The 895-nt window shown below is 49.6% G+C and carries 1 protein-coding gene and 1 pseudogene; both read right to left on the bottom strand.

The features are described from left to right. A pseudogene (locus A3729_RS03500) lies at window positions 1–266 on the bottom strand (PKHD-type hydroxylase); the annotation flags it as partial. Next, on the bottom strand, window positions 260–895 hold a 636-nt coding region (locus A3729_RS03495), incomplete at its 5' end, for an alpha-hydroxy acid oxidase (RefSeq protein ID WP_197475525.1). The pseudogene A3729_RS03500 and the gene A3729_RS03495, both read right to left, overlap by 7 nt.

The following is an 895-nucleotide window of genomic DNA, read 5'->3' as shown; positions in this document are numbered from 1 at the left end:
TCTCCGTAGCAATTAAATTTTGGCGGGAAGATTTTGTCAGGCAGTGCCGCAGAGATAAAAACAGGATGTTGAGATATCTTGCGCAGAATTTCACGGCCCAGTTGTTGAGCGGTGTCGCCCAGGTCATCGAGTTGACGATTGTGTTTGACGTGAATAGCGATGCCACCGGCGGTTTGGCTGCCATCACGCCACGAGGATTTATCCAGGGCACTTCGGAATTGCTTCACTTCTTCGCTTGATAACACTTTGGGAATGACGATTAGCATAAAGGAGTCCCCAGCTTTCTAAGGTTTGCATGACGAATTTCTTGGATTGTACGACAGCCCGTCATCGCCATGGTGTATTCAAGCTCCTCTTTGAGTAGCTTGATCAGGTGAGCGACACCTAAGGCACCGGCAATGCTTAAGGCATAGACTTGCAAACGTCCAATCAGAACGGCATCAGCGCCTAGGGCAATGGCTTTGAATATATCGGCACCACTACGAATGCCACTGTCAAAAAGAATCGGGTAGTCATCACCCAAGGCTTGGCGAATGTCGGGTAGTACCGTCAAGCTTGCGGGTACGCCATCCAGGGCTCTGCCGCCATGGTTTGACACGACGATCCCTGCGATGCCTAGATCTTTTAGGTAAGTAGCATCTTCAGTGCTCATAATGCCTTTTGCCCATACCGGGACATGGCTGATCGCAATGATTTTCTTAAGCAGCTCGAGTGAAACAGCCTTTTGAACATGCTGCTGGAAAATGCCGGCTGCTCCAGCGCTTTGAACGCCGTTATTTGGGTAGTCACTTAGGTTGACTGGCTGTAATTCTTTCGGCATTTGAAAGCCGGATCGTAGTGTTTGGTGGCTGGGTGCTTGTAGTGGTGTGTCCAGTGTTAGCATAATGGCCTGATA

Source organism: Oleiphilus sp. HI0043, assembly GCF_001634935.1.
This window is presented reverse-complemented; position numbering and strand designations above follow the sequence as displayed.